The organism is Duganella violaceipulchra (assembly GCF_019166075.1).
In the GTDB taxonomy this organism is placed as follows: Bacteria; Pseudomonadota; Gammaproteobacteria; order Burkholderiales; family Burkholderiaceae_D; genus Rugamonas; species Rugamonas violaceipulchra.
This window is the reverse complement of record NZ_JAHTGR010000010.1, coordinates 150,297-170,309: the sequence shown is the minus strand read 5'-3', so window position 1 is coordinate 170,309 and position 20,013 is coordinate 150,297. Positions and strand designations below refer to the sequence as shown.

The 20,013-nt window shown below is 63.6% G+C and carries 14 protein-coding genes; 10 read left to right on the top strand and 4 right to left on the bottom strand.

Translation table 11 applies throughout. The features are described 5' to 3' along the window. Positions 1-4: 4 nt before the first annotated feature. A complete protein-coding gene (locus KVP70_RS19550; protein ID WP_217943830.1) occupies positions 5-3,439 on the top strand; it encodes a response regulator in 3,435 nt (1,144 codons plus the stop codon). On the opposite strand, the gene KVP70_RS19545 is transcribed toward KVP70_RS19550, so the two are convergent. Both KVP70_RS19545 and KVP70_RS19540 read right to left on the bottom strand, forming a co-directional pair. Then, entirely contained in the window at positions 3,436-4,836 is a 1,401-nt protein-coding gene (locus tag KVP70_RS19545; protein WP_217943829.1) for a M16 family metallopeptidase, read from the bottom strand. The genes KVP70_RS19550 and KVP70_RS19545 overlap by 4 nt on opposite strands. Positions 4,837-4,840: 4 nt before the next feature. Further along, positions 4,841-6,154 carry a M16 family metallopeptidase gene (locus KVP70_RS19540; RefSeq protein ID WP_217943828.1) on the bottom strand — a complete coding sequence of 438 codons (1,314 nt, stop codon included), beginning with the start codon at positions 6,152-6,154 and terminating at the stop codon, positions 4,841-4,843. A 276-nt stretch (positions 6,155-6,430) separates the two neighbouring features. On the opposite strand from KVP70_RS19540, the gene KVP70_RS19535 reads away from it, so the two are divergent. The 7 genes from KVP70_RS19535 (at position 6,431) to KVP70_RS19505 (ending at position 13,915) form a co-directional block, all read left to right on the top strand. Further along, positions 6,431-6,910 (top strand): acyl-CoA thioesterase, encoded by a 480-nt coding sequence (locus tag KVP70_RS19535; RefSeq protein WP_416053861.1) that lies wholly within the window; start codon positions 6,431-6,433, stop codon positions 6,908-6,910. Positions 6,911-6,919: 9 nt separating this feature from the next. Next, a complete protein-coding gene (locus KVP70_RS19530) occupies positions 6,920-7,198 on the top strand; it encodes a KTSC domain-containing protein (protein ID WP_020705956.1) in 279 nt (92 codons plus the stop codon). 14 nt (positions 7,199-7,212) lie between these two features. Continuing rightward, positions 7,213-7,743, top strand: coding sequence for an SET domain-containing protein (locus tag KVP70_RS19525; RefSeq protein WP_217943827.1), 531 nt, complete (start codon positions 7,213-7,215; stop codon positions 7,741-7,743). After that, positions 7,736-8,224: an MgtC/SapB family protein gene (locus KVP70_RS19520; protein WP_217943826.1), complete on the top strand. Its 489-nt coding sequence runs from the start codon at positions 7,736-7,738 to the stop codon at positions 8,222-8,224. Before KVP70_RS19525 ends, KVP70_RS19520 begins: the two co-directional genes overlap by 8 nt. A 132-nt stretch (positions 8,225-8,356) precedes the next feature. Beyond that, a complete protein-coding gene (locus KVP70_RS19515) occupies positions 8,357-11,110 on the top strand; it encodes a type VI secretion system Vgr family protein (RefSeq protein ID WP_262311750.1) in 2,754 nt (917 codons plus the stop codon). Positions 11,111-11,408: 298 nt separating this feature from the next. Continuing rightward, the gene (locus KVP70_RS19510; protein WP_332844095.1) at positions 11,409-12,836 is read left to right on the top strand and encodes an esterase/lipase family protein; all 1,428 of its coding nucleotides are present in this window, start codon (positions 11,409-11,411) and stop codon (positions 12,834-12,836) included. 104 nt (positions 12,837-12,940) lie between these two features. Continuing rightward, positions 12,941-13,915: a T6SS immunity protein Tli4 family protein gene (locus KVP70_RS19505; protein ID WP_217943824.1), complete on the top strand. Its 975-nt coding sequence runs from the start codon at positions 12,941-12,943 to the stop codon at positions 13,913-13,915. A gap of 108 nt (positions 13,916-14,023) precedes the next feature. Here KVP70_RS19505 and KVP70_RS19500 read toward each other — a convergent pair whose 3' ends face one another. Next, positions 14,024-16,870 (bottom strand): bifunctional diguanylate cyclase/phosphodiesterase, encoded by a 2,847-nt coding sequence (locus KVP70_RS19500; protein WP_217943823.1) that lies wholly within the window; start codon positions 16,868-16,870, stop codon positions 14,024-14,026. A 178-nt stretch (positions 16,871-17,048) separates the two neighbouring features. Between KVP70_RS19500 and KVP70_RS19495 the strand changes: the two genes are divergently transcribed. Both KVP70_RS19495 and KVP70_RS19490 read left to right on the top strand, forming a co-directional pair. After that, on the top strand, positions 17,049-18,635 hold the full coding sequence (locus KVP70_RS19495; protein WP_217943822.1) for a flavin monoamine oxidase family protein: 1,587 nt from the start codon (positions 17,049-17,051) through the stop codon (positions 18,633-18,635). 21 nt (positions 18,636-18,656) lie between these two features. Continuing rightward, on the top strand, positions 18,657-19,124 hold the full coding sequence (locus KVP70_RS19490; RefSeq protein WP_217943821.1) for a Rid family hydrolase: 468 nt from the start codon (positions 18,657-18,659) through the stop codon (positions 19,122-19,124). A 45-nt stretch (positions 19,125-19,169) separates the two neighbouring features. Here KVP70_RS19490 and KVP70_RS19485 read toward each other — a convergent pair whose 3' ends face one another. After that, entirely contained in the window at positions 19,170-19,955 is a 786-nt protein-coding gene (locus tag KVP70_RS19485; RefSeq protein WP_217943820.1) for a spermine/spermidine synthase domain-containing protein, read from the bottom strand. Positions 19,956-20,013 lie beyond the last annotated feature (58 nt).

Genomic DNA, 20,013 nt, shown 5'->3' with positions numbered 1-20,013 from the left:
CCCCATGAAAGTACATACGCTGCAGAAATTCCGTAAACTGTTCGGCGTACTCGTCGCGGCGGTGGCAGCAGTTCTGCTGCTGGTGTCGCTGTTCGTCGGCCATGTGCTGCGGGTGAGCCAGGCGCGCTACTACGCCAACGCGGCCGAGACGGCGCACAACCTGTCGGTCTCGCTGGAGAACTTCCTGCACTCCCATTTCGAAGAGGTCGACCTGGCGATGCGTCGCGCCGGCGTCGAGTTCCGCGCCATGCACGCCGCCGGACATTTCGACGACGCGCAGTTCAGCGCCTACCTGCGCACGCTGCGCGAACGCATCCCGAACGCGCAGGCGGTGCGCGGCTCCGACGCCGCCGGCCGCGTGATCTACGGCGAACAAGTCGATCCAGCCCATCCGCAAGACCTGTCCGTGCGCGAATTCTTCTCGCGCGCCAAGGTCGAGCACGACCTGATCATCGGCGTGCCGGTCAAGTCGCGCATCACCGGCGAATGGGTGCTGCCGCTGGTCTACCCGCTGGCCATGGCGGACGGCAGCTTCGGCGGCACCGCCTACACGCTGATGAACAGCTCGCGCCTGACCGAGCTGTTCTCGTCGCTCAACGTCGGCGCCAACGGTTCCATCGTGCTGCTGGACGACCGCCGCCGCGTGCTGCACCGCCATCCCCAGGTCGACGGCATGCCGATCGGCAGCACCATCGAGGTCTCGCCGCGGACCCAGTCCATCCTGGATGGCAGGCACCAGGGCGACACCTACACCATCCTCAGCGAGCGCGACAACCGCGAACGCACCGTGAGCCTGGCGCGCATCGGCAGCTATCCGATCTATGTGGCGGTGGGGCTGGCCAGCGAGGATTTCCTGGCGCCGTGGCGCCGCGAGGTGCGCAACGCCATGCTGTTCCTGGCGGTGCTGGCGGCCATCGCGACGGCGCTGCTGGCCGGTGTCTGGTATTCGATGCGCAGGCAATACCAGTCGGTGCTGCAACTGCTGGAGGCCGACCGCGCGCTGCAGGCATCGATGGCGCGGCTGACGGCGTCGGAATCGCGCTGGCGCTCGCTGACCGAGGGCCTGCCGCAAATGGTGTGGACCGTCACGCCGCAGATCCGCCTCGATTTCATGAGCCACCATTGGGAGCGCTTCAGCGGCGTGCCGTCGGCGCTGCTGATCGAGGCGGGCGACGGGGTGCCGGTGCTGCATCCGGACGACCGGCCGGCGCTGCTGGCCGAGTGGCGGCGCGCCAGGGCCGCCGGCGACGCTTTCCGCTGCGATTGCCGGCTGCGCCGCGCCGACGGCGTGTGGCGCGTGTTCGACAACCACGCGCTGCCGCAAAAGGACGGCAATGGCAAGGTGCTCGGCTGGGTGGGCAGCAGCACCGACCACACCGAGGCGCGCGCCGCGCACGACGCGCTGCTGCTGGCGAAGGAGGAGGCCGACAAGGCCGGCCGCGCCAAGTCCGAGTTCGTCGCCAACATGAGCCATGAGATCCGCTCGCCGATGAACGCCGTGCTGGGCATGCTGCAACTGCTGCAGCAAACCGAGATGAGCGAACGCCAGCAGGACTACGCGGCCAAGGCCCACGCGGCCGCCAGCGCCTTGCTGGGGCTGCTCAACGACATCCTCGATTTTTCCAAGGTGGAGGCCGGCAAGCTGGCGCTCGATCCGCACCCGTTCCGGCTCGACAAGCTGTGGCGCGACCTGGCGGTGATCCTGTCGGCCAACGTCGGAGGCAAGAACATCGAGGTGCTGTTCCGCATCGATCCGCAATTGCCGGCGCTGGTGGTGGGCGACGCCTTGCGCCTGCAGCAGATCCTGCTCAACCTGGCTGGCAACGCCATCAAATTCACCGAGCAGGGCGAGGTGGTGCTGTCGGCCCGGCTGCTGGCGCGCAGCGACACCACGCTGTCGGTCGCCTTCGCCATCCGCGACAGCGGCATCGGCATCTCGGCGGAGCAGAGCCTGCGCATCTTCGACGGTTTCTCGCAGGCCGAGGCCTCGACCGCGCGCCGCTACGGCGGCACCGGCCTGGGCCTGGCGATCAGCCAGCGCCTGGTGCGCCTGATGGGCGGCGAGCTGAGCGTGACGAGCGAACTGGGCAAGGGCAGCGTGTTCGAATTCACCGTCGATTGCGGCGTCACCACCACGCCGGCCGAGGCGCTGGACCTGGCGCCGGCGTCGCCCGAGCATGCGTTGTTGAAGGACCTGGCCTGCCTGGTGGTGGACGACAATCCGGTGGCGCGCATGGTGTTGAGCGAAATGGCGGCCTCGTTCGGCTGGCAGGTCGACGTGGCCGAGGGCGGCCGCGAGGCGCTGGTCGCCGTGGCGGCGCGCATGGCCCAGCAGCGCGCCTACGACGTGGTGTTCATCGACTGGCGCATGCCGGCCTTCGACGGTTGGGAAACCAGCTGCGCGATCCGCAAGCTGGCGCCGCACGGCAAGCTGCCGCTGATCGTCATGGTGACCGCGCACGACCGCGAACTGCTGGCCCAGCGTCACCTGGAAATGGAACCGGTGCTGGACGGCTTCGTGGTCAAGCCGGTCACGGCGTCGATGCTGTTCGACGCGGTGGCCGATGCGCGCATGGAAAAGCGGGCGCCGCTGGCCGCCGTGGCGCTGCCGTCGCTGCGGCGGCTGGAGGGCTTGCATTTGCTGCTGGTGGACGACAACCCGGCCAACCAGCAAGTCGCCAGCGAACTGCTCGGCAACGATGGCGCGCAAGTCGAGGTGGCCAGTTCCGGCCAGATGGCGCTGGCCGCCGTGTCGCGCCCCGGTCCGCTGCCGGACCTGATCCTGATGGACATCCAGATGCCGGAGATGGACGGCTACCAAGCGACCCTGGCGATCCAGCGCAGGCTGGGCGCGCAGGCGCCGCCCATCGTGGCGATGACGGCCAACGCCATGCCGGCCGACCGTGTCGCCGCGCTGGACGCGGGCATGGTCGACCACATCGGCAAGCCGTTCGACCTGGTGCAGCTGATTGCGGTGATCCGCAAGCACGCGCGCAGCGGGCGCGCGCCTGTGGGGACGGTCACGGAAACCGCAGCCGCCGATACGGCCGGCGCGGCGCCGCTGGCGGAAGCCGGCATCAACAGCGCCGCGGCGTTGAAGCGGCTGGGCGGCCTGCATTCGGTGTATCTGATGGCGTTGCGCAGTTTTGCGGCGGAGGCGGGCGGTATGGCGGAGCAGCTGCAAGCGGCCTGCGCCGGCCAGAGTCTCCACGTGGCCATGCCCTTGTTGCACACGCTGCGAGGCCTGGCCGGCACCGTCGGCGCCGACCGCCTGTCCGGCCTGGCGCACCTGGCCGAGCAGGCGCTGAAGGCCGGCGCCAGCACGGCCGCGTGGGACCAGCTGGCGCTGGTGGTGGACGCCATCCCCGGCACCGCGGGCGACGTCGAACAATTGGCGCGCCAGCTGGACCCGGCCGGCGCCCTGTCCAAACTGGCTTAACGCGGCTGGAAACCGTCCGCGCTGATTTGCAGCTCGGTCACCTCGCCGTAGCTCTTGGCGATCTCGCGGATGGCCTCGGCTTTCCCCACCAGCACCGTCTGCAGGTTCTTGCGCGGGAAGTGCTTGTCCACCAGCGCCTTGGCGCGTTCCGGCGTCAGGCTGTCGACATCCTGCATGAAGTGGTCGATCTGCTCGCGGCCCACCTTGGACGCGTACATATCGCCCAGCAAACCGGCCAGCTGCTCGCTGGTCTCGTAGCGCGGCGGGAACTGGCCCTTGACGTAGGCCTTGGCCGATTCCAGCGTCGCCTGGTCGATGCCCTTGTCCCACAGGCGCTGGTAGGTCTTGTGCGCCAGGGCCAGCGCCGCCTCGGTCTTGGGCAGCGCGGTGAAGCTGGAGATGGCGAAGGTGCCGGTCTGCGACAGGGCGGCGAACTCGCTGCGGGCGCCGTAGGTCAGGCCCGAGTTGACGCGCAGCTCGTCGTTCAGCCACGAGGTGAAGCGGCCGCCGACGATGGTGTTGAGCACTTGCAGCGGCACGTAGTCCGGGTCGTTGCGGGCGATGCCGGCGCCGCCGATCAGGAAGGTGGTCTCGATCGCGTCCGGCTTGTTGACCAGCCACACGCGCGCCTTGTCGGCCTGCACCTTGCCGTTGTCCTGCTGCGGCAGCGCCGGGCCGCTGGCCTGCCACGCGCCGAACAGCGATTCGATCTGCTTGCGCATCTCGGCCGCCTGGAAATCGCCGACCACGATGATGGCGGCGTTGTCCGGACGGTAGTAGTGCTGGTAGTAGCCTTGCACGTCAGCCTGCTTGAGCGCGCCCACGCTGCTGACCGTGCCGCTGGCCGGGATCGCATACGGCGTCTCGCCGAACAGCATGGCGCGGTAGTAGTTGCCCACCACATTGCGCGGCGCTTCCTTGGCCTGCTTCAGGCCGTTGACCTTGCGGTCGCGCAGCTTGGCCAGCTCGGCCTCGTCGAAGCCCGGTTGCTGGATGATCTCGGCGAACACCGGCAGCAGCGCGGCGCTGTCGGCGCGGGCGAAGTTCGCCTGCACGGTGCTGGCCTCGGTGCCGGCGCCGCCGGCCAGGCGGGCGCCGCGGAAGTCGAAGGCCTGGTCGATGGCGGTCTTGTTGTGGGCCTTGCTGCCCAATAGCAGGGCGTCGCCGGTCAGGTTGGACAGGCCGGGCTGCCTGGCGTCGTTGACGGCGCCGGCCTTGACCACGGCGCGCACCGAGATCAGCGGTACTTCATGGCGCTCCATCAGGTACACGGTCAGGCCATTGGGCAGGGTGACGGTGTCGAACGCCGGCAGGCGGAATTCAGCTGCTGCGGCACCGGCGGCGGCCAGCACGGCGGCGGCGATTGCGGTTGCGTTGATGCTCACTTTGATGCTCATGGGATCAATCCTCCTTCGCGGCCAGCACGCCGACGGTGCGCTGCGATTTTTTCAGGTATTTGGCGGCGACGGCCTGGATATCGGCGGTCGTCAGTTTTTCGTAGGCTGCCGGGGCGTCGAACATCTTCTTGTAGTCGCCCATGAACACCTCGTAGTTGCCCAGCTGCTGGGCCTTGCCGTTGATGGTTTCCTGTTCGCGGTACAGGTTGAGCAGCTTCTGGTTCTTGACCTTTTGCAGCTCGTCGGCCGTCACGCCGTTTTTTACGACGTTGTCGACTTCGGCCAGCAGCGCTTTTTCCAGCTGCGCCGGTTCGGTCTTGGCGGTGGCCACGGCCGACAGGTAGAGCAGGCCCGGATCGAAGCCGTCCATGCTGCTGGCGCTGACCTGGGTGGCCAGCTGCTGCTCGACCAGCGTCTTGTATAGGCGCGAGGTCTTGCCGTCGCCCAGTATGCTTTGCAGCACCTCCAGCGCGTAGTAGTCGGCGCTGTTGGCGGCCGGGACCTTGTAGGCCACCACCAGGTTGGCCGAGGTGGCCGATTCCTTGGCGACGAACACGCGGCGTTCGCCTTTCTGTTCAGGCTCGACGGTGCGCACGGCCGGCGGCAGCGCGCGCTTGGGGATGCCGCCGAAGTATTTGGTGGCCAGCTTCCTGACGTCGTCGGTCTTGACGTCGCCGACGATCACCGACACCGCGTTGTTCGGCGCGTAGTAGGTGGTGAAGTAGCGTTGCAGGTCGTCCTGGGTCCAGGCCTTGATGTCGGATTCATGGCCGATCACCGGCCACGAGTACGGGTGGGCCTGGAAGGCGACGCCGTTGATTTCCTCGCGCAGCGCGCGGATGTTGGAGTTCTCCAGACCGGTGCTGCGCTCGGACAGCACCACGCCGCGCTCGCTGGCCACCATCTTCGGGTCGATGCTCAGGTGGGCGATGCGGTCGCTTTCCAGCGTGAAGATGGTCTCCAGCGACGAGGCCGGGAACCAGTCCTGGTACACGGTCAGGTCGTTGCTGGTGTAGGCGTTGTTGGAGCCGCCCTTGGCTTCCATGGTGCGGTCGAACATTTTCGGGCCGAAGTTTTTCGAGCCGTTGAACATCATGTGCTCGAAGAAGTGCGACAGGCCGGTGATGCCGGGCGCCTCATTGCGCGAACCGACCTTCCAGAACGTGTACATATTGGCGTTGGGGATGGTGTGCGATTCCAGCACGATGAACTTCATGCCGTTGGCCAGCGTGAAGGTGTGCACCTCGTCGGCCGTAACGGCCTGGGCGGTGGCGGCCGCGCCGAGCATGATGCTGGCGGCCAGGACTTTCCATTTCATGAGTGCTCCTCGTATTCGTGAAGCGCAAAGCATACGATAAAGTTGGTGAACTGTAACGTTTAAATCGGTAGCGCCTGCCGCGCGGGCAACGCGCATGGCGGCGTTGCAAATGCTCGCGATAGCTAGCTATCGCTGCGCTTTGCGCCTTGCCCTGCGCGCCGCCCGCGCGTCCTTCGCTCCCAATTTAAACGTTACAGTCCACCTGTTGTTTCTGATAACTATTTGCGAATGACAAGTTTAGCGGATAGCATGGAGAAAACAACTAGGGAGTATGCAATGGAAAAACCGATGAGCTGGACCGCGCACGAACTGAGCATGACCGTCCTGATGACCCCGGACATGGCCAATTTCTCCGGCAACGTCCACGGCGGCACCATCCTCAAGTACCTCGACAGCGTGGCCTACGCCTGCGCCAGCCGCTATTCGGGCAGCTACGTGGTGACGCTGTCGGTGGACCAGGTGATGTTCCTGCAACCGATCCACGTGGGCGAACTGGTGACGTTCCTGGCGTCGATCAACTACACCGGCCGCACCTCGATGGAGGTGGGCATCCGCGTGATAACGGAAAACATACAACAGCGTCTGGTGCGCCACGCCAATAGCTGCTACTTTACGATGGTGGCGGTCGATGAGAGCCGCAAACCGGTCGAGGTGCCGGCGCTGACGCCGGAAACCGAAGAGCAGAAACAGCGCTGGGACCAGGCCCTGCTGCGCAAGCAGGCCCGTCAAATGGTGCATGGAGCCCGCAAGGCCTGAGGAGGCTGTATGGAAATGAAACGCATCAATGCCGGCAAGCTGCGCGCCATCGGGTACGATGCGCGCGATCGCATGCTGCGGGTGGAGTTCGACGACGGCCGCGCCATCGAATATTCGGGCGTGGGCAACGAGGTGTGGCGCAAGCTGTCGACCTCGGCCGCCGCCTGGAGCTATTATCGCGATCATATCGAGGATGAATTCACCGGCCGTCGCGACGTGGTGCGCAAGCCCACCAGCCGCGCCGACCTGGAAGACCTGTTCAAGCCGCCCGGCGGCGACGCCACTTAACCTTACCCGTACCTATGCTCACTGAAAACGTCCTGGAAAGTCCCGCGGAATTGTCCGACCAACTGGCCTATGTGGTCAGGATCTCGCCGGTGCATGGCCGGGGCGTGTTCGCCAACCGCGATATCGCGGTCAGCGAATGCGTGATCGAATACACCGGCCGCGAGATCCCGTGGTCGGTGGCGCTGGAGCGCGCGGCCGAGCAGGACATGCCGCACAACCACACCTTCTTCTTCAGCCTGGCCAACGGCAACGTCATCGACGGCGGCGACCAGGGCAACGAGGCGCGCTACATCAACCACTCGTGCGAGCCCAACTGCCAGGCCATCGAGGACGAGGGCCGCATCTACATCTATGCGCTGCACGACATCAAGTGCGGGGAGGAGCTCAGCTATTCCTATCCGCTGATCTACGATGGCCGCCACACGCCGGCCATCAAGCGCTCCTTCGCCTGCCGCTGCGGCGCGCCGGGCTGCACCGGCACCATGCTGGCGCCCAAGAAGCGGCGCCGCAAGCAGAAGGGGCCGGAGCAGGCATCGCATGATTGATTATTGGAGCGTGGCCGGCAGGCTGGTGATCGCGATGCTGTTCGGTTGCGTCATCGGCCTGGAGCGCAATCTGCGCGGCAAGCCCACCGGCATGAAAACCCTGGGCCTGGTGGCCTTGGGCGCGGCGCTGGTCACCACGGCCAGCATGGAGTTCGCTTCAGTTACCGGCGAGTTCAGCCACGATGCGCTGAGCCGGGCCATTCAGGGCGTCATCACCGGCATTGGCTTCCTGGGCGCCGGGGTGATCGTGTTCCACCATGAGACCTCGAAGATCAAGGGGCTGACCACGGCCGCGTCGATCTGGGTGACAGCCGGCATCGGCATCACCTGCGGCATGGGCGCGTGGCAAATCGCCGGCATCGGCCTGATCCTGGTGCTGCTGCTGTTTTTCGTGGGCCAGCCGCTGGAGCGCATGCTGCACCGCCGTTGGCTGGGCATGAGCGAGAAGGAGCGCGCCGAAATCGACCTGCATGAGGAATAGAGAAGCAAAGCGGTTGTTGATTGCTGTAAGTCAAAAGGAGAATCTACGACAGTGACATGATCGCCAACCTGAGCGGCACATCCGTGGTGGCAGTCGAGAAGGAAAGACTGCTGCCTTGCCGGGGGAGCGATTGTGGAAAGCGATAATGATTTCTTCAGCTTCATGGGCCTGGCCAAGGAACTGGTGGCCAGCAACCGGCCGCTGCGCCTGCGGCTGGATCTGCCGGGCGGCGTCAACGACAACATGCTGCTGCCGCAGCGGGTGTTCGGCTCGGAGACCTTGTGCGGCGGCATCGAGTATCGCGTGCTGTGCGTGTCGTCCGACGCGTATCTGCCGCTGAAGCAAATGATCGCCGTGCCGGCCGCGCTGGAATTCGTCACCGATGTGGGCGACTTGCGCAGCGTCTGCGGCATCATCACCGAGGCCAGCTCTGGCGACAGCGACGGCGGCCTGGCCAGCTACCAGCTGGTGCTGCGCGACGCGCTGGCCATATTGGAAAAGCGCACCAACACGCGTGTGTTCCGCAACATGAACGAGGTGGAGATCGTCCAGCGCATCCTCAACGAGTGGCGGCACAAAAATTCCACGCTCGGCGTCTACTTCAAGCACGACGTGGATGACTGTTTCCACCAGCGCAAATATCCGCAGCGCGAGTTCACCATGCAGCACAACGAATCGGACGCCGCCTTCATCCGCCGCCTGCTGAAGCGGCGCGGCATCGGCTGGTACGTGCGCGCGCAGGGCGGCGAATATCCGGTGCATACGTTGGTGCTGTTCAACAACGCCGACATGCTGCGCCAAAACGCCGCCGGCACCATCCGCTATCACCGCGACGCCGCCACCGAGCAGCGCGACACGATCACCTCCTGGAGCGCGGTGCGCAGCCTGCAACCGGGCACGGTGACGCGGCACAGCTGGGACTATCGCAATTCGCAAGGGCGCGACTTCATGATGATGGACGTCGGCAGCGGCGTGAACCAGGGCGTGAACGGCAACGAACTGGCCGCCAGCCTGGACGACTATCAAATCCTGACGCCGCATGCGGGAAACGACAACGAGGACCTGTGCCGCCTGGGCAAGCTGCGCATGCAGCGGCACGATTACGAAACGAAATGCTTCCACGGCGAAGGCAGCGTGCGCGATCTGTGCGCGGGGGAGTACTTCACGCTGGCCGAGCATCCGGAGGTGGACCAGCATCCGGCGGAGGAGCGGGATTTTATCGTCACGGCCTTGCAGGTGAACGCGCAGAACAACCTGCCCAGGGCGCTGGCGGCGCGCGTGGAGCGCCTGTTCGCCCGCAGCCGCTGGATGCAGGGCGCGCACGAGTTGCAGATGCAGAGGGACGTGGCGGACAAGGTGGCGTCGGGACCGCTGCGCATGCATATCCAGTTCACGGCGGTGCGGCGTGGGGTGATCATCGTGCCGGCTTACGATCCGCGCACGGATCTGCCGCAGGCGCTGATGCAAAGCGCGATCGTTGTCGGGCCGGAAGGGGAGGAGGTGCATTGCGACCAGATGGGCAGGGTGAAGATTCGCTTCCCCGGCACGCGGCCGGCGGATCACGAGGAGGCTGCCTACCGCGGCGCATCCGATAGCGAGCGCGACTCCGCCTGGGTGCGCGTGGCGTCGAACTGGGCCGGCAACGGACCCGGCAGCCTTGAACAATGCGGCACCGTCGGCCTGCCGCGTATTGGCACCGAAGTGCTGGTCAACTTCATTGGAGGCGACCCGGACAAGCCGGTGATTGTCGGCCAGCTCTACAATCAGCAGGCTTGTCCGCCAGCGCTGAGCAATGCCGGCGATTTGCCGGGTAACCGCTACCTTTCGGGCATAAAAAGTCGCGAGGTGAAAGGTACGCGCGCGAATCAACTCCGTCTCGACGATACTCAAGGGCAGATTAGTGCCCAGTTGGCTAGCGATCATGGGCGCAGTGAATTGAATCTCGGCTTTCTAACGCGGCCGAGAGTAAATGGTGCAGGCAATTCGCGAGGTGAAGGTGCTGAACTTAGAAGCGACAAAGCAGTCGCGATTCGAGGAGTTAAGGGCGTATTGATTAGCGCAAGCCGACAGGCTAATTCGACGGAATCGCAGTTGAGTCGAGACGAATTGTCGAGTACTGCGGAGCTATCTCAGCAAGTGGCTCAACAACTATCCAGTTTGGCGGCAAAACATGCCGAGGACGCGGCGGACGGTCCCGAACTTGATCAACTAGTGGGGCGAATAAGAAAGTGGGATGGAGAGGGGGAGCCGATTGTCGCCGTCAGCGCACCAGCAGGTGCTTTCATAGGCAGCCAGCAATCGCTCGCATTGGGAGCGAAGTCGACTATTGAAATGGTCAGTGTCGCGGATACGCGCATCGGTTCCGGACGAGATTTGATGCTAAGGGCAACACGTGGCATCAGCATGTTTGCTTTCAAGCTCGGTATCAAGTTGATCGCTGCCAGTGGAAACATTCGGATACAGTCGCAAGACGGCGACATTGAGATTATGTCATTGAAGCGCATCAAATTGATCGCTAACGAAGGCATCGAGCTTCAGTCTCCTGCTGTCAAAATTATCGCGCAAGGGTGCCAAGTTAACTACGGCGGCGGCGCGATTACCCAGCAGAGCAGCGGTGTTCACACGATCAAGTCCTCCAAGTTAGTTCACGGCGGTGACGGCGATGGTTCTCCGGAAAAGCTAAACCTCCCCAGCACGGAAGTTGAACATGACCAGCATGTTCTAGTGACGGATCTTCGTACTGAAGAGCCTATCGCAAATAGGAAGTATCGGGTCACTTTGGAAGACGGCCAAGTGTTTGAGGGAGTAACAAATAATTCGGGGCTGACCGAAAAATTCACCACAAAAATAGCATTCGCTTCGTACCAGATCGAATTGTTGGACTAGGGGGCAGGATATGGCAACTCAGCTAGGGATAAATGTGGCAAGTGGAGGTGTGATTGCAAAGGGATGCTGCACTCCCAAGGAGGACAGGGCACCCCAAAAAATGGCCGCCCCACCAAGAAGGGTTGTTCCCATAATTTTTTTGCCTGGGATTATGGGATCAAACCTTCGCAATACGGAGGCCAGACAGCGGGAATTAGGGAATGCCAACAATATTGCGTGGCGTCCAGATAGCGCGAAGGCAATGCTACCTCTAGTGAACGCTGCCCCTGCTAGGCGGCAGCTCCAGTTAGACCCCAAAGTGACCGAGATTGATATTTATGAGCCTAAAAGAAACTTGACAGGGAACTCAAACGAGACTGCTGCTCAACGCCACGAAATTCCATTTTTTTTTATGAATTTGGATAGTGAATGCGACACCCCATTGCTTGCAGACGATCCATTGGGAACGCCAAACTTTAAGACAAAGGAAATGAAAGCTATGGAACGTGGCTGGGGTGAGGTTCTGTTCAGCAGCTATGGGTTAATTTTGCAGCAGTGCGAGGCGATGTTGAATTGCAACCGTCCATGGCTGCTAGGTGAGGTTTTGAATACGGATCCTGCCAAATGGGGAGCATCTCCAAAAACTCCGATGCAGCCGATAACGGACGATGAGTTCAAGAAAATTACGGCGAAGTGCTGGTATCCAGTACATGCAATGGGATACAACTGGCTTATGTCTAACCGAGATTCAGCACGACTCATTAGTGCGCGGATCAAGGCATTGATGGAAAAATATCGGGAGAAATACCAGTGCGAGAAGGTGATCCTCATGACGCATTCGATGGGAGGATTACTTGCGCGTGCGTTGATACATCCAGAAATGGGCAATCTGCAATCTGAAGTGCTTGGGGTTGTACACGGCGTCATGCCTGCCGCAGGTGCGGCGGCGGCATACAAACGGATGCGTGCTGGAACTGACGAAGGTGCGCTGGGGCTAAGCATCTCTTCAAGAATACTTGGCAACTATGGCTCTGAGGTTACGGCCGTCTTGGCAAATTCACAAGGTGGCCTCGAACTTCTTCCCAGTCGTGAATATGGGAATGGTTGGCTCGAAATTTATCGGAATAATGAATTGCTTCAGAGCTTGCCAAAAAACAACGACCCATACGGAGAAATATATTCTTTACGAAGGGGATGGTACCGACTTATTCGGGAGGAATGGGTAAATCCTGCGCGTCGACGTGGTGTGAATTTCGATCGCACGTGCGAGCTAGTCAATCTGGCCGGATCCTTTCATGATGGCATCGCCACAACCTATCATCCGGTTAGCTACGCGCACTATAGTGCGGAAGTGACTCGTCCGTCTTGGGAAAAAGTGAGCTGGACCCTCGACAAAAAATACCGCGGTGTGCAATGGGAGAACCTCTCCATTCTGGCAGATAAAGAGCAAGGGATATTTGAGCTCTTTGAGTCCGAGACCGATTCAGTGAACACCGATGGCACCACTCCGCGTAAGGCGCTGACCCGAGACGTGTCGTTCACCGTACGCGTCGGCGCCAATCTCGGCCCAGGCGATCAAACTGTTCCGTTACGTTCAGCCGAGCATCAATTTTCGAGCGGAAAATTCAGCGGGGTTTTTCGTCAAGCAGGTTATGAGCATCAAGATAGTTACAAAAGCTGGCCAGCAATATACTCAACGATCTACAGCCTTCTTCGCATTGCTTCGACGATGAAGTGGAGCAGTTGATGTGCGGGAGAGGTTTACGGATTTTTCTAACAGGAGCCTTCTTGTGCTTAGGTGTGATGTTCTTGTGCTTACAGAAATTTAACCAGCGCGCTTTAGGAGGCAACATGGTCGAAACGCCGAGGATTACCAAGTTATTCGAGAATAGCCGCACAGTGTGTATTGGCAGATTTCTTATCGATGTGCCTGCTGATGCGCAAGTGGTTTATGGTCCTTCGGAAGTGCCATATCCAGTGAAGGTGTATCGTGGAAAAGCGAATGAAATGGAGGGCATGATCGCTGAAAGACTGGCGCAAATACAGAAGGAAAAACCTGATGTATATGGTGCTTTACGAGGCAAAGACTCAATGGTTGGAAAAGTAATTAACGGCCTGGCCCCTGGTCAGAAGATTGTCTTTGGTGTCAGCAGCGCGAGCTTTGCTTTTTATAACATTGAGTCCTATGTGAAGGTCGATGACGATATCGTCATGCAGAATGCTGAGGCGAGCGGTTCTCCTGAAAAGTACAGCACGGTTGTGCTAGAACTCAACTCGATGGCGCCCTTGTTTCGTAGTCGCAGCGATCTGCAAATCCCTGCTGAAACTGGCGTATGCATTGAGGATGGTTTTGTGAAGGACGCAGGAAAATCTAGCTTCGAAATGGTTGGCCTGGGCATTAGATTGACAAGCTACCCAGATGTTCACTTTTCGCTTTCACTAACCAATAAAGATATTCTTGTGCCATCCGATGCGCTAGAGCCGAGGATAGGTCAAGCTGAGCAGATTGCACGGAGCAGTGGCCAAGGAGCTTGGCATGAACGGATCAAAAACTTGAGACGAGGGAGGCGCGAAATCGGCCGATGGGTGGGTTACGAAGTACTGGCCAGGATGCCTGCGCAGGAAGCCGCAGGAGAGTCCCATGAATTTGCATTTCTTAGCCAAGGTGAACCGAAAAATCCGTATTTACCGGTACTGGAGCTGGAGCTGCACTCGGGGATGCGAGAGAATCAGATTGGTGGTAAAAAGCCTAGCGTAACGGATGACGAAGCGGTGGCAATTTGGGATAGGCTTACATCGTCCATCCGCCTACGCCCCCATCTGTGAAATTTAGGCCCTCATCATTTCACCGTTAGCGGGAAGGCAGTTGCGCTGGTTGGTGATAAATGAGCTTGTCGAATCTTCAAGGCACTACCCAGCGGTCGCCTTCAAGGCTTATATAGCGACTGGCTGCGGCAGCAGATTCCTGCCCTCGACCAGCAGCCGCTCGAAAGCCGCCACCGGCACCGGCTGGCTGAAGTAATAGCCCTGGATTTCATCACAGCCGTTGCGCCGCAGGTAGTCCAGCTGCGCCTCGCTCTCCACGCCTTCGGCGATCACCCGCAGCTTGAGGTTGTGCGCCAGCGCGATGATGGAGACCACGATGGCCGCCTCGTCGTCGGCGCCGATGTCGCTGACGAAGGAACGGTCTATCTTCAGCACGTCGATCGGGAACTTGCGCAGGTAGGAAAAGCTGGAATAACCCGTGCCGAAATCGTCGATCGACAAGGCCAGCCCCAGCGCCTTGAGCTTGTGCAGCAGCTCCACCGCCAGCGCCACGTCGTTCATGAACAGGCCCTCGGTCAGTTCGATGTCCAGGCAGGACGGCGGCAGGCCGGTCCGCTCCAGCACCGCCGCGATCGACGCCAGCAGGTTGGGCTCGCCGAACTGGCGCGGCGACAGGTTGACGGCGATCCGCAGCGGACCGAACCCCGCATCCTGCCAGGCCTTGGCCTGCGCGCAGGCGGTGGCCAGCACCCAGGCGCCGATCGGCACGATCAGGCCGGTCTCCTCGGCCAGGCCGATGAAGCGGTACGGCGCCACCATGCCCAGCTCAGGATGCTGCCAGCGTATCAGCGCCTCCATGCCGACGATGCGGCCGCTGCGCAGGTCCACCTGCGGCTGGTAGTGCAGCACGAATTCATCGCGCTCCAGCGCGCTGCGCAGCGCCGTCTCGATGCGCACCCGCTCCAGCGCTTCCTCGTTCATGGCCGGCTGGTAGAACTGGGTGTTGTTGCGGCCCAGCTTCTTGGCGCGGTACATGGCGATGTCCGCGTGCTCGATCAGGCGCTGCGCCGGCGTGCCGTCCGGATCGTAGACCGCCACGCCGATCGAGCAGGTGACGAAGAACTCCTTCCCCTCCAGCAGCACCGGCTGCGCCACCGCCTGCATGATGCGCTGCGTGACGTCCAGCGACAGCGCCTCGTCCGGGTATTCGGTCAGGATGGCGACGAACTCGTCGCCGGACAGGCGCGCCACGGTGTCGCTTTCGCGCACGCTGTCCTGCAGGCGCTGGGCCACGGTCTTGAGCAGCAGGTCGCCGGCCTTGTGGCCCAGGCTGTCGTTGACGAACTTGAAGCGGTCCAGGTCGATCAGCATCACCCACAGCGGGTTGCCGCTGCGGTTGGCGAAGGCGGCCGCCTGCGTCAGCCGGTCTTGCAGCAACACGCGGTTGGGCAGCCCGGTCAGCACGTCGTGGTGGGCGATGTGGTGGATGCGCTGCTCGGACAGCTTGCGCTCGGTGATGTCGGTGCCGGTGCCGCGATAGCCCTTGAACACGCCATCCTTGTCGAACAGCGGCTCGCCACTGATGCTGAACCAGTGCAGCTGACCGTCGGTGCCGGGCAGCGCGTAGTCGAAGTTAAGGAAGGGCAGGTGCGCTTCCAGCAGCGCGATGTGGTCCTGGCCCCAGCGCGCCTGCAGCATTTCCGGATGGTGTTCCCAGCGCGTCTTGCCGATGAAGCTGTCCGGGTCCTGCTTGCCCTTGTCGAAGAAACCGCTGGTGATGCTGGTGAAGCGGAATTGCGGGTCCTGCTCCCAGTACCAGTCGGACGACAGCGCCAGCAGGCGGCGGAAGCGCAGCTCGCTTTCCTGCAACGCCTCCTCGGTGCGCTTGCGGGCGGCGACGTCTTCGTTCAGGCGTTCATTGCTCAGTTGCAGGGCGCTGGTGCGTTCGTCGACCAGCCCTTGCACCCGCACCGAGCGGCGCGCCAGCGAGTTGACGAAGGCCGCCGTCAGCAGCGAGAACAGCAGGCCGCCGATCAGGGTCGACAGCGAACCCAGGTGGCTGGCCAGGAAGGGCCGCGGCAGCGGCGTCACCTGCACGTGCCAGGCCTTGCCGGCCGCGCTGAAGGTGCGGGTGTAGAGGTCGTGGTAGTCGAAGGCCAGCCAGCGCTGCAGAGGCTTGGCGGCCACCGTCTGCTGGCCCGGCTGGCCGAGGCTGTAGATCAGGTTGTCCGGCCGGACATCGTCGCCGACGTAGACCCGCACCACCAGCGAGGCGTCGTCCAGCAGGTCGGCGGCGAACAGGATCTTGTGGATCAGGTCGGTGGAGCGGATGACGGCGCCGGTGTTGCCGATCCAGGCCGCGCGCCGTTGCGCCGCCGTGGTCGTTTGCGCGCCGGGACGGTAGACCGGCATCAGCAGCACGAAACCTTTCTGATTGCCCCGTTCCTGTTCCAGCCGCAGCAGCGGCGTGGCCATGATGGCGCCGGCCGCCACCGCCTGGTTGATGGTGTTGGACATCGGCAGCGACATCACGTCCAGCCCGAACGCCGCCTCGTTGCCTGACAGCGGCTCCAGGTAGTCGACGATCGCATGCTGCGGGCGCGACGACAACGGCTGGTGGCGGCCGTCGAACATGGCGTAGCCGGGATAGTGCGCTTGCATCGCGGCGACCTGGCGGCGCGCGCCGTCGTCGTCCAGCACGCGATGGTAGTTGAAAGCTTGCACAAAGGGATAGCGCGCCAGCAGCGGCCGGGTGAAATCGCCGAACTGTTCGCGGCTGACCGGGCCGACCGACTTGACCAGGTCGTTGAGGATGGTGACCAGCTCCAGCGTGTCGTCCAGGCCGCGACGGATGGCTGCCGCCCGCACCTGGGCGCGCTGCTGGAAACTGAGCTCCATTTTTCCGTACTCCAGCGCGCTGACCGCCACGAACAGCATGCCGGTGACCGCCATCCCGGTGACCAGTGTCAGCGTCGCGGCCAGCGAAAACGGCGGTGGCTTGGAGAACAGCGGCATACGGCGCTTTCTGGGTGGGGACGACAGGGCTGGCGGATGATTCTAGTGTGTCATAACTCATGCTTTTGCGACAGTTATTTGGCCCCTTGGGGGCGACGGGATTGTCTTATGCAAGCCACGGTCCGGGGCGGAATTGATGTTATATTGCCATGTCCCCAGCCCTGGAGGAGTATCGCGCATGAAATCCGCTCCTGTCGTCAGCCGCCGCAGCTTTCTTGCGCACATCGCCCGTAGCGGCGGCGCCGCGGCCGCGTTTGCCGCGCTCGACGCCTTGGGCTGCGCCAGCCTGGCCTGGGGCGAGGACCTGGCCTACCGGGGGCCGCCGGTGCTGCCCGGCGGACTGGGCAAGGGCAAGCGCGTCACCATTCTCGGCGCCGGCGTGGCCGGCCTGACGGCGGCCTACCAGCTGGGCAAGGCCGGCTTCGCCTGCGCGGTGCTGGAAGCGCGCCACCGTCCCGGCGGGCGCAGCTGGACCGTCCGCGGCGGCGACCGCTTCGAGCAGAGCGACGGCGTGCAGCAGGCGCGCTGGCCCAAGGCGCCGCACCTGTATCTGAACCCCGGTCCGGCGCGCATCTCGCACCACCACCGCGCGGTGCTGGGCTATTGCCGCGAATTCGGCGTGCCGCTGGAAATCATGATGAACGACGACCGCGCCGCCTTGCTGCAGGACGACGGCGTCTTTGGCGGCAAGCCGGTGCAGGCGCGCCAGGTGCTGGGCGACACGCGCGGCTACTTCGGCGAGCTGCTGGGCAAGGCCGTCTCCACCGGCAAGCTGGACCAGGAACTGAGCCAGCAAGACCGCGAGCGCCTGCTTGGCGCCATCGCCAGCTTCGGCGATTTGCAGCGCGACGGCCGCTACGCCGGCAGCGCGCGCAGCGGCTACAGCGCCACGCCGGCGCCGGGCCTGCCGCACGGCGCGGTGCGCGCGCCGCTGCCGCTGGAGCAGCTGCTGCGGGCCGACTTCTGGCAGTTCAAGGCATCCTTCGCCGAGGACTTCGACCAGGCCGGCACCATGCTGCAACCGGTGGGCGGCATGGACCGCTTTCCGATGGCGTTCGCCCGGCGGGTGGGGCCGGTGATCCGCTACGACACCGTGGTCGATGAAATCCGCAAGACGGCGCAGGGCGCGCGCGTGGTCTGCCATCGCGGCGGCAACCACATCGTCATCGACAGCGATTATGTGATCTGCACCCTGCCGCTGTCGGTGCTGCGCGGCATCCCCAACGATTTCACGCCGGCCTACCGGCAGGCCATCGCCGAGGTCGAATATGCGCGCTCGGCCAAGACCGCGTTCTACGCGCCGCGCCGCTTCTGGGAGCAGGACGACGGCATCTACGGCGGCCTGTCGTGGACCAGCCGCGACGTCACGCAAATCCTCTATCCCTCGCACGGCATCGGCCAGGCCGACGGCGTGCTGGTCGGCTCCTACTGCTTCGGCGCTTTCCCCGGCGACGACATGGGCCAGTACCCGCTGGCCGAGCGCATCGAGAAGGCGCTGGCGGCCGGCGAGGCGATCCACCCCGGCTACCGCCGCATGGTGCGCGACGGCGTCAACATCGCCTGGCCCAAGGTGCCGTACAGCCTGGGCTCCTGGGCCGAGTGGAAGCCGGAACAGTACGACACCGTCTACCAGTTGCTGCAACAGCCTGACGGCCCGATCTACTTCGCCGGCGAGTACCTGGGCTACCTCAGTTCGTGGCAGGAGGGCGCGGTGCTGTCGGCCCACCACGTGATCGAACAACTGGCGGCGCGGGTGCGCGCCTGAACTTTCCCTGAAAGGATGAACATGAAATTGACCGCCTCCATCGCACTGCTGTCGGCCGCCCTGGCTGCCCTGGTCCCTTTGCCGGCCGCCGCCCAAGTCAAGGTCCAGCACCTGCAGAGCGCCGACAGCGCCATCGCCAGCGCCGTGTGGGCCGGCGACACGCTGTACGTCTCGGGCAAGCTGGCCAAATCGTTCGACGGCGACACCCGCGCGCAGACGGCGGACGTGCTCAAGCAGTTCGAGGCCACGCTGCGCGAGCAGGGCCTGGGCCTGGGCGACGTGGTGCAGATGCGGGTCTACCTGGTGGCGGACGGCGCCGGCAAGCTCGATTTCGCTGCCATGAACGAGGCCTACAAGGAATACTTCGGCACGGCGGCCCAGCCCAACAAGCCGGCCCGCGCCACGGTGCAGGTGGCGGCGCTGGTGGTGCCCAAGGCGCTGGTGGAGATCGAAGTGGTGGCGGTGCGCGGCCTGCCGGCCAAAAAATAGCGTAGTCCAACCCGGCACGCTCCAGCGATGGGCCAGCCGCACCACTTAGGGGTCCGACCCCGTACGGGGTCGGACCCCGCTTGGCAGTGCGGGGTTCCAGCTCAGGCGCAGCACGATCCAGTGCGCCAGCAGACGGTTGAACAGGGCGAAGCCCAGGCCGTGGCTGCGCGCCACCTTCCGCTGCATGGCCAGCGCCGGCGACGGCTTGCCGCCCTTGACCGCGAACAGGATGCGGTTGTTGCCGGCGATGCCGCGGAACCAGCAGATGCGGCCCTGGAAGGTCTCGCGCAGGCGCCGCAGCATGGGGCCGTACTGCGGATCGTAGCTGAAGATGTTGGCCACCAGCACGCCGCCGGGCCGCAGCGCGCGGCGGCAGTCGGCGTAGAAGGCGGCGCTGCCCAGCGCCGGCGGCAAGCCCTCGGCGTCGAAGCCGTCCACCAGCAGCACGTCGGCGGCGCCGGCCAGGCCGGCCATGTAGGCGGTGGCGTCGGCCTGGATGATGCGGAAGCGGGCGTTGTCGCGCGGGATGGCGAACTGCTCGCGCAGCGCGATCACGTCGGCGCGCAGCTCGAGCACGGTGATGCGGCTGTGCGGCAGGTAGCGGTAGCAGAACTTGGCCAGCGAGCCGCCGCCCAGCCCGACCATGACGATGTGCTCCGGCCTGGGCTGGAACAGCACGAAGCACATCATCGCGCGCGCATAGCTGAGCACCAGGTGGTCCGGACGCGACAGCCGCATCTCGCTCTGGACCATGCCGGGCTGGAATTCGAGCGAGCGCTTGTCGCCGCGCGTATGCACTTGCGGCAGATGGGAGGGCGGGGGGGCAGTCATATTGTGGATTTGCAAGGTCAATTTATAGTAGCATGCCGGCCAGTAAGCCACATTGCAT

What these genes read in the sequence shown, in the direction of transcription:
- KVP70_RS19550 (WP_217943830.1), top strand. Translation starts at nt 5, where the DNA reads ATGAAAGTACATACGCTGCAGAAATTCCGTAAACTGTTCGGCGTACTC.
- KVP70_RS19545 (WP_217943829.1), bottom strand. Translation starts at nt 4,836, where the DNA reads ATGAGCATCAAAGTGAGCATCAACGCAACCGCAATCGCCGCCGCCGTG.
- KVP70_RS19540 (WP_217943828.1), bottom strand. Translation starts at nt 6,154, where the DNA reads ATGAAATGGAAAGTCCTGGCCGCCAGCATCATGCTCGGCGCGGCCGCC.
- KVP70_RS19535 (WP_416053861.1), top strand. Translation starts at nt 6,431, where the DNA reads ATGGAAAAACCGATGAGCTGGACCGCGCACGAACTGAGCATGACCGTC.
- KVP70_RS19530 (WP_020705956.1), top strand. Translation starts at nt 6,920, where the DNA reads ATGGAAATGAAACGCATCAATGCCGGCAAGCTGCGCGCCATCGGGTAC.
- KVP70_RS19525 (WP_217943827.1), top strand. Translation starts at nt 7,213, where the DNA reads ATGCTCACTGAAAACGTCCTGGAAAGTCCCGCGGAATTGTCCGACCAA.
- KVP70_RS19520 (WP_217943826.1), top strand. Translation starts at nt 7,736, where the DNA reads ATGATTGATTATTGGAGCGTGGCCGGCAGGCTGGTGATCGCGATGCTG.
- KVP70_RS19505 (WP_217943824.1), top strand. Translation starts at nt 12,941, where the DNA reads ATGGTCGAAACGCCGAGGATTACCAAGTTATTCGAGAATAGCCGCACA.
- KVP70_RS19500 (WP_217943823.1), bottom strand. Translation starts at nt 16,870, where the DNA reads ATGCCGCTGTTCTCCAAGCCACCGCCGTTTTCGCTGGCCGCGACGCTG.
- KVP70_RS19495 (WP_217943822.1), top strand. Translation starts at nt 17,049, where the DNA reads ATGAAATCCGCTCCTGTCGTCAGCCGCCGCAGCTTTCTTGCGCACATC.
- KVP70_RS19490 (WP_217943821.1), top strand. Translation starts at nt 18,657, where the DNA reads ATGAAATTGACCGCCTCCATCGCACTGCTGTCGGCCGCCCTGGCTGCC.
- KVP70_RS19485 (WP_217943820.1), bottom strand. Translation starts at nt 19,955, where the DNA reads ATGACTGCCCCCCCGCCCTCCCATCTGCCGCAAGTGCATACGCGCGGC.